The 8187-nt window shown below is 63.9% G+C and carries 7 protein-coding genes and 1 pseudogene; 4 read left to right on the forward strand and 4 right to left on the reverse strand.

Going from position 1 to position 8187, the window contains the following annotated elements; all coding sequences use genetic code 11:
• Together WA702_RS13055 and WA702_RS13060 are read left to right on the forward strand one after the other, a co-directional pair.
• The coding region (locus WA702_RS13055) for a phosphate acyltransferase (RefSeq protein ID WP_425110943.1) at positions 1–1565 on the forward strand (1565 nt) is incomplete at its 5' end.
• A 217-nt stretch (positions 1566–1782) separates the two neighbouring features.
• On the forward strand, positions 1783–2241 hold the full coding sequence (locus WA702_RS13060) for a DoxX family protein (protein ID WP_425110944.1): 459 nt from the start codon (positions 1783–1785) through the stop codon (positions 2239–2241).
• A 150-nt stretch (positions 2242–2391) separates the two neighbouring features.
• On the opposite strand, the gene WA702_RS13065 is transcribed toward WA702_RS13060, so the two are convergent.
• The 3 genes from WA702_RS13065 to WA702_RS13075 all read right to left on the reverse strand — a co-directional run bounded on the left by WA702_RS13065 (position 2392) and on the right by WA702_RS13075 (position 5788).
• Positions 2392–2895 carry a dihydrofolate reductase gene (locus tag WA702_RS13065; protein WP_425110949.1) on the reverse strand — a complete coding sequence of 168 codons (504 nt, stop codon included), beginning with the start codon at positions 2893–2895 and terminating at the stop codon, positions 2392–2394.
• 57 nt (positions 2896–2952) lie between these two features.
• Positions 2953–3933, reverse strand: coding sequence for a polysaccharide deacetylase family protein (locus tag WA702_RS13070; RefSeq protein ID WP_425110945.1), 981 nt, complete (start codon positions 3931–3933; stop codon positions 2953–2955).
• 205 nt (positions 3934–4138) lie between these two features.
• Positions 4139–5788 carry a L,D-transpeptidase family protein gene (locus WA702_RS13075; protein WP_425110946.1) on the reverse strand — a complete coding sequence of 550 codons (1650 nt, stop codon included), beginning with the start codon at positions 5786–5788 and terminating at the stop codon, positions 4139–4141.
• Positions 5789–6013: 225 nt separating this feature from the next.
• On the opposite strand from WA702_RS13075, the gene WA702_RS13080 reads away from it, so the two are divergent.
• Both WA702_RS13080 and WA702_RS13085 read left to right on the forward strand, forming a co-directional pair.
• Positions 6014–6562: a CreA family protein gene (locus WA702_RS13080; RefSeq protein ID WP_425110947.1), complete on the forward strand. Its 549-nt coding sequence runs from the start codon at positions 6014–6016 to the stop codon at positions 6560–6562.
• A gap of 837 nt (positions 6563–7399) precedes the next feature.
• A complete protein-coding gene (locus WA702_RS13085) occupies positions 7400–7762 on the forward strand; it encodes a hypothetical protein (protein WP_425110948.1) in 363 nt (120 codons plus the stop codon).
• A 175-nt stretch (positions 7763–7937) separates the two neighbouring features.
• Here the strand turns inward: WA702_RS13085 and WA702_RS13090 are convergent.
• Positions 7938–8187 (reverse strand): annotated as a pseudogene (locus WA702_RS13090) (hypothetical protein); the annotation flags it as partial.

Consider the following 8187-nt stretch of genomic DNA (forward strand, 5'->3'; position numbering starts at 1 on the left):
CGCGGACGCTCAGCGACGTGATCGGCGGCGCCGACATCTTTCTCGGCGTCTCGGCCGGCGGCGTGCTGAAGCCCGACATGGTCAAGCGGATGGCCGACAAGCCGCTGGTGATGGCGCTGGCCAATCCCAACCCCGAGATCATGCCGGACGAAGCGCGCGCGGCGCGGCCCGACGCGATGATCTGCACCGGGCGCTCGGACTTCCCGAACCAGGTCAACAACGTCTTGTGCTTTCCCTTCATCTTCCGCGGCGCGCTCGATGTCGGCGCCACCGCGATCAACGAGGCGATGAAGCACGCCGCGGTCGACGCCATCGCGCAATTGGCGCAGGACCCGCCGTCGGATGCGGTGGCGCACGGCTTCGACACCGGCGAGACGCAAGGGTTTGGCCCGGGCTCGCTGATCCCCTCGCCATTCGATCCCAGGCTGATCCTGCGCATCGCGCCTGCGGTCGCCAAGGCCGCGATGGAGTCCGGCGTCGCCACCAGGCCGATCAAGAATTTCGACGAATACACCGCGCTGCTGGAGCGCTTCGCGTTCCGCTCCGGCCTGGTCATGAAGCCGGTGTTTGCGAAGGCGAAGTCGCAGCCGGTCCGCGTCATCTATGCCGAGGGCGAGGACGAGCGGGTGCTGCGCGCCACGCAAGTCGTGCTCGAGGAGCAACTGGCGCGGCCGATCCTGGTCGGCCGTCCCTCGGTGGTGGAGGCGCGCATCGAGCGCTTCGGCCTGTCGATCAAGGCGGGGCAGGATTTCGACCTGGTCAATCCGGAAGACGATCCGCGCTACCGCTCCTATGTGCAGACCTATATCGACACCGCCGGCCGCCGCGGCGTGACGCCGGATGCCGCGCGCACCGTGGTCCGCACCAACGCCACCGTGATCGCAGCGCTCGCCGTGATCCGCGGCGAGGCCGACGCCATGATCTGCGGCGTCGAGGGCCGCTACATGAGCCATCTGCGGCACGTCCGCGAGATCATCGGCTTCATGCCTGACGTCTCGGACTTCGCCGCGCTGGCGCTCACCATCACGCCGAAGGGCGCCTATTTCATCGCCGACACCCAGGTGCGGCCGAATCCGACCGCGGAAGAGCTCGCCGAGATGGCTTCGCTGGCGGCAACGCATGTGGCGCGCTTCAACATCAAGCCGAAGATCGCCTTCGTCTCGCATTCGGATTTCGGCGGCTACGACACCGAATCTTCGCGCAAGATGCGGCAGGCCACCGCGATCCTGAAGAGCCGCCGGCCCGACCTCGAGGCCGACGGCGAGATGCAGGGCGACACGGCACTGTCGGGTGCCGCGCGAAAACTGGTGCTGCCGCATTCGGATCTCGAAGGCGAAGCCAACGTGCTGATCATGCCGAACCTCGATGCGGCCAACGTCGCCTATCAGATGATCAAGGTGCTGGCGGATGCCGTACCGGTCGGCCCGATCCTGATCGGGGCGGCGCGGCCGGCGCACATCCTCACGCCCTCGGTGACGGCGCGCGGCATCCTCAACATGACGGCGGTGGCGGCGGTCGAGGCCCAGGAGCGGGCCGGGCGCGCGCAGCCGACGCTGTTTGCGTGAACTGGATTTGGTTTGCGTGAAGCGAATTTGACGGATCGATGACGCAGGCAGGGGCCGGACTGAGAGAGGGGCCTGATTTCACCGACTGTGGCGTGGTGCCCGCTTTCGGTCGCATTGCGCCCGCGATTTGATTGTTTGAAAACCAATAGGAGCAGTCCATACTTCGCCGGCCTCCGCGCCGGCGACCCCGCCTTCCAAGTCCATCGTGAGGACAACCATGCCAGCTTTCATGACGTTCGGCCGCGTGATCTTTGCCGTGCTGTTCATCTACACGGGCGCGACCAAGCTGTTCGGCATCCAGGCCACCGCCGACCTCATCGCCGCCAAGGTGATTATCCCCGACGTGCTGGCGCCCTATGCGGCCCAGCTCGAGACCATGACCGGCATGCCGACGTCGCAGCTGCTGGCAATCCTGTCGGGCTCCTTCGAAGTGCTGGCCGGCGTGATGATCGCGCTGAACGTTCTGCCGCGGCTGTTTGCGCTGTTGATGATCATTTTCGTCGGCGCCACCATCTACTACTTCCACGATTTCTGGAATCAGACCCCGCCCGACAACGCCAAGACCCTGATCGACGCCTTGAAGAACCTCTCGATCATCGGCGCGCTGTTCATGATCTTCGGCCATGGCAGCGGCCCGCGGCGGATCGACGAGAAGGCGGCTTATGGGGATATCTGAGGAGGATGTTTGAGCTTTCGGTGTCACGCCCCCGCGATGGGCGGCGCATCCATATTCCGCAGCGGTGGTGATCGACCGAGGTGTCACGGAGTACTGGATCGTCCGCCTTCGCGGACGATGACAGCGGTTGGTGCGCGGCAGTGTTGGCGCTCAGCGCCGCCACACGGTGACGCTGACGCCGAATTCGGGATCCAGCATCTTGGTCTCCGCGGCCTTAAGTCCATGGGCGGCCAGGATGTGTTGAGGTGTGCGCTCGGGCACGCCGGGGAAGCAGGCTTCGCCGTCGGGCAGATGCACATGCGGCGCCTGCGACAGATAGAAAACGTCGTAGCGGTCCATGAACATGCCGAACACGATCGGCCCGCCGATGATGGCGATGGTGCCGGCGGTGACGCCGGCTGCATCGCAGGCGGCTTCGAACGAAGTGCCGGCCGGATTCCACATGGTGGCGTTGGGATTGTCCGGATCGCCCGCCAGGCGCTCGACGGTGCGGGTCAGGATGATCCGCTTGCGCTTCGGCGAGTTCGGCTGGCCCTCATGCGAGTTGCGGCCATGCACGATCAGGTCGGCACGGTCGAGCGCGGCGTTGAAGAACTTTGCGTCGCCCTTGAACTTCAGGCCGTCGGGCATGACATGGCGCGCATCCGCCAGCATGCCCTCGGCCGAGACGATGACGTAGCCTTCGATGCGGAGTGTCGTCACGGCCCGGCGTTATTCCGAGACCGTGGTCACCACGCTGTTGACCGGGCGCTGGCTCACGGTCGGCAGCTTGGCGTCCTTCAGCAGTTCCTCGTCATATTGCGGCAGGGACTGCACCGGAGCTTTGGCCCGCATCGCCACTACCTTGTAGCCCTCGGCCTTGAGGCGGCGCAGCAACTCGGGCAGCGCCTCGGCGGTGTGCTTGTGGAAGTCGTGCATCAGGATGATGCCCTTGCCGAGCTTGTCGAGCTTTTTGAAGGTGACGTCGATGACCGCTTGCGCATTCTTCGCCTTGAAGTCGAACGAATCGAGATCACAGGAGAAGATCGCGATGTTGCGGCTGCCGAGATAGGTCACCATCTCCGGCGGGTGCTGCAGGGCCGGAAAGCGGAAGAACGGCGCCGGCGAGATGCCGCCCAACGCCCATTTCACGGCGCTGATGCCTTTCTCGATCTCTTCCTTGCGCTGGTCCTCGGTCAGCTTCTTGTTGGTCAGCGTGGCGTGCGACCAGGTGTGCGTGCCGACGGTGTGGCCGGCGTTGTACACCTGCTTGAGGATTTCGGGATAATAGGTCGCGTGCTTGCCGATCGAGAAGAAGATGCCGGTGGTGCATTCGTCGGCCAGCGCCTTCAGCACGGCGGGCGTATTCTCCAGCCACGGGCCGTCGTCGAAGGTCAGCACCACCTCGTGGTCCCTGAGGAAGTCGAGATCCTTGAAGTGCTCGAAGCCAAAGCCGGGGCCACCCGTGGTGTCGATCTCGACGGTGCGGCCGACGCCGAGCGCGTTCGGATTCATACAGGGCGCGCGGGGCGGCTGCGCCTGTTGCGCTGCCGCCGGTTGGGCAGGCACCGCTGCAGCTGGAGCAGGGGCCGCCGCCGTCCTGGTCGGCGCAGCAGCGCCGGCCGGAGCCGACTGCGACCAGGCTGCGCTGAACGGAACCGCCAGCGAACCCAACAAGGAACCCGCAAAGATCACTCCAGCCGCAAATCGCATCACATTCCCTCGAAGTTGGTTCCCGCCTGGCGAGTCCACCGTCCCATCCAACTGGAAATACTAGACCAGTCGCACAGGCAGCGCCAAACGAAACAACCAACAGGTTGTGATCAAGACCGGCAATCTTTCGGAGTGTTGCTCGATTTTGGGACAGCCAGCCGCTCATCGGCCTCGAGCGCGAATGAGGCGGGCGGCAGGACAGAACTCAGCGCAGCGAGAGGATGAACTCGGTTCCCTCGCCGGTCTCGCCCTGGTTGATGCCTTGATCGGAGACGATCAGCGAACTGCCGGTCGACAGCGCTTCGCCGAGCCACGCCACCACGTCCGCGGGGATGGTGATGCGATCGAGCGCTTCCGCTGCGCCGTCAGAAAGCGGCGGGATTTTAGTCTCGACTGCGGCGACTTTCTTGCCGTGCCGCGCGGCCTTCTCGACGGCCTCGTTCTGGGCCGTGCGCGCCGGCAGCGAGATGACAGACCAGTGCAGGACGTTGCTGTCGGTCTTGTCGACGGCAGCGGTGAACACGTGGGTACCGAGCGGCCGATCGCTCGGTGCAATGGTCACGGGCACGCTGAACACCGGTGCGAGACTCTGCCGGACGTAGAGCTTGCCGTCCTTGCGGCTGATGAACATCGCAACCTGGCTGTTGTGCTTCAGCTCCGGCTTGGCAGGCGCGGCCGGCTTTTCGCCATCGGACATTCGCGTCTGGTCCTTGCTCTGAGCCGCAGCCGAATCCTTGCCGTCGGTCGTGGCGTCCGCGGGCTTGGCCGTGCCGGCGTTGGACTCGGCAGGCGCGGGCGTCGAACTCTTGTCTGCCGCGGCGGCATCTGCCTTCACTCCGCTATCGACCGGCTTCGCCGCCGCGCCCTCAGATTTCGCGGTCACCGGCGCGGCTGTGGGAGCCCCGGGCTTGGTCGGCACGTCGACGGCGTCGTCGGCCTTCTGCGTCTCCGAAGCGGCCTCCGGGTGTGGAGCGGCGGTGTTGGCCGATACGTCGGAGATCGGGCCGCTGGTCGGATTGCTCGCATCGGCGGTGTGGGTCTGCTCGCGCAGCGATGGCGCGGGCATCTCCGTCGCGACCTCGGCAACATCGCCGTGGCCGATGGTCGTGCGCAGTTCCAGATTGGTTCCTACCGTCGCCGGCACCGCCAATGCTGCGCCCTTATCGGTCTTCGCCGCAGCGGGTGCGCTCGCGTCGGGTCGAGCGGAGACGGTCGGCTCAGCGGGAGCCTTGAAGGCCGCGAGCAGCGGATGCGTGAAGCTCGACGGCGCGACCTCGCCCGGCGTCACCAGCACGCGCGAACCGATCCGCGTCAGGCCGTACATCTTCACCGCAAAGCCTGGTGGCATGCGGATGCAGCCATGAGAGGCCGGATGGCCCGGCAGCACGCCGGCATGCAGCGCGATGCCCGACCAGGTGATCCGTTGCATGAACGGCATCGGCGCATCGCTGTAGATGTTGGACCGGTGGAATTTTTGCTTCTGAATCACGCTGAACACGCCCATCGGCGTGAGGTGGCCCTTCATGCCGGTCGAGACCGGCGCCTGGGTAAAAAGCCCGTTGGCGTCGTAAACCTTGACCTGCTGCTTGTTGATCGAGACTGCGACGATCAGCGGTCCCTGGGGCTTGGCGGACTCCTTCGCGGCAGCTTTCGCCGCCTTCTCCTGATTGTGCCGTCGCTTCTGACGACGCACCGGCGTCGACGGCTCAGGACGGATGATAACGGGCTCGGAATCGTTCTGGTAATAATAATAGGTCGCCGCCGATGCCTGTGACGCTACGCCGATTGCAAGCGACGCCGTGATAACTGCCGCACAATAAAACCGCCCCTTGGCGGCCGCACGAACGCAGAGCATTCTGACAAATCCTCAAGAACCATGTGGGCTTCAGTGTCGCAGGGCCGGTCCGCGTTCACCAGCTTGGGCTCCGCCCTCGGCCATTCCCAACGCCAACGTAGCAAAAAAGCCTCACATGACGTTAAACGGCTGATTCGCTAAGTCGCACGGCGCCTTCCTTGCAGGCCTTTGTGTCCCTACATGGGCGACGAGCCGAGACGTATCGGCGGTAACACGGAGATCAACATGACGTTCAGGACCGTCGGTCGGCGCGCGCTGTGGCTGAAATGCTTCACCTTGCTGCTGCTTGCCGGATTGTCTTCACCCGTGACATCGGCGCGCGCAGCCGATGAACCCGACCTGATCTTCCGTCGTTCCACGGTGTTCAAGCTGCTCAGCCCGAACGACAAGCTCGCGACCTATGGCGTTGACGATCCAGAGGTCGACGGTGTCGCTTGTCATTTCACGGTGCCGGAGAAGGGCGGTTATGCCGGCTGGCTCGGGCTATCAGAGCAGGTCTCCGATATTTCACTGGCCTGCAGCCAGATCGGGCCGATCAAGTTCAAGCACAAGCTCGATCAGGCCGACGACATGTTTCGCCAGCGACGTTCGCTGTTCTTCAAGAAGATGCAGATCGTTCGCGGCTGCGACGCCAAACGCAATGTGCTCGTCTACATGGTCTATTCCGACAAGTTGATCGAGGGCTCGCCGAAGAACTCGACTTCGGCCGTACCGATCATGCCGTGGGGCGCGACCGATACGAATGTGCAGAAGTGTGGCGACTTCATTCAGTGAAAGCGTCAATGACGCGGACGTGATCGCTGCGCGGCCTGTTGCGGGCCGACCGCGCCTGCTTTTTTCGTACCGGCATCATGGCTGCCAACGAGTCGGACCAGCGTCTGCTGCGCGGATGCGCCGCCGCGATCGGGCCGCTGCTGCATCATCGGCGTTGAGTGGCTGACCTTGCGAGAGCGCGGTGCCGGCGATCCGGCGCGGCGCGCGTCAATATCCCTGTCGGCCGTATCCTTGTGAGCCATCAGTGCCGTCCCCGTCGAAGCAACAATGTTACAACGCGCAGACCGCCCCCACGGTTGCGCGACCGGTCCGCGCTGCACCGCCGAACGGCGCAGCCCCAGCAGACAAAGTTTAAGAAGCCGCCCTACCGTCTTGATAACTCGCGCGATGTCTTCCGATCAAAAGTCGGCAGCACGCACGAAGTTCCCGATCGAACCTCTGAGAACGGCGAGCCTTTCGTCTGAAAGGCATGCCTTTTGTTTCGTCGTCGACATGGCGACGAAACAGTTCCCTTGGCGACGAAACCATTTTTCGCTTGCCGCGCAGAACGGGCGACACCGGCCGTGGTTAATAAGGTCCCAACGAGACCGGCTGATGAGCACCGGACGAGCGGGACCGAGAGGCGGTCAGATGAAAATCCTAAGCTATATTATTGCATGCGCATTGTTATTGGCTGGCTCGACCATGGCCGGCTCGGTGGATACCGGCCTTCCGGGGATCGGCACCTTCCACTATAGTGCTGTGCCGATGACAACTTCCGCGTCACGCTCGATTGCGCTACGATAGCGTTGATCGGTACAAGACCGATCGATACAAGACTGGGGACCAGCACCGATCATGTTGTCTCGTTTTGGTGTCGTGGCGACCGCCATATCCCTGGTTCTTGTGCCGTCCATAGCGCAGGCGCGGCCGACCGGTATGTTGCCGGATCCGCGTGGCGAGTTTGTTCGGCAATGCGCTCCTCATATGCTGGGACGCTGGGTTCATCCGGAAGAGGTCTGCTCCTGTCTGCACGATCATGCCGCAGCCGTGGTCGAGGATAAGGATCTGCGTGAAGCGCTGCTGCGCGGCATCAGTGAAACGGGCGTGCCGTCGATCGAGACCGATTGGGTGCCGCCGGCCAAGCAATCCGAGATCGGCCCTACCTTCACCAGGATCGCCAAGCCGGCGCTGCAATGCATGTTCGAGCCGGCGAAGTAGCCGCGCATCCACCGATATTATTTGGGAGGCCTCGGCATTGTCGGGGCCGTTTTACTTTTGCCGTGTGATTCGTCTGTTTCTGCACATATGCGTGCTCGTCGAACCCACCTTGCCTCTGCATGAGCAGGCCTTGAACGCGAGCCGTACCGTCGTGACGGGGCCTTAGTTTTCGGCGTCACCGGGCGCCATATTGCGCGATCAACGACTGCACCTCCGGCCGTTGCATGATCTGCGAGATCATCTGTGCATTGACGCCATTGAACGATGCAGCACGAGATTCGCGCGGATGCCTCATGGCCGTCTGCTGCTCGCGAGGCGCCTTGCTGGACGGTCGGGCACTGTGCGCATGCGGGCTCTTCGTTGGGATCGCTGCCGGTACGGGGGCTGGAGCTTGTACGTATGTCGTGTCCGCGACGCGCGCATGC

Source organism: Bradyrhizobium sp., from assembly GCF_049798375.1.
Classification (GTDB): Bacteria; Pseudomonadota; Alphaproteobacteria; order Rhizobiales; family Xanthobacteraceae; genus Bradyrhizobium.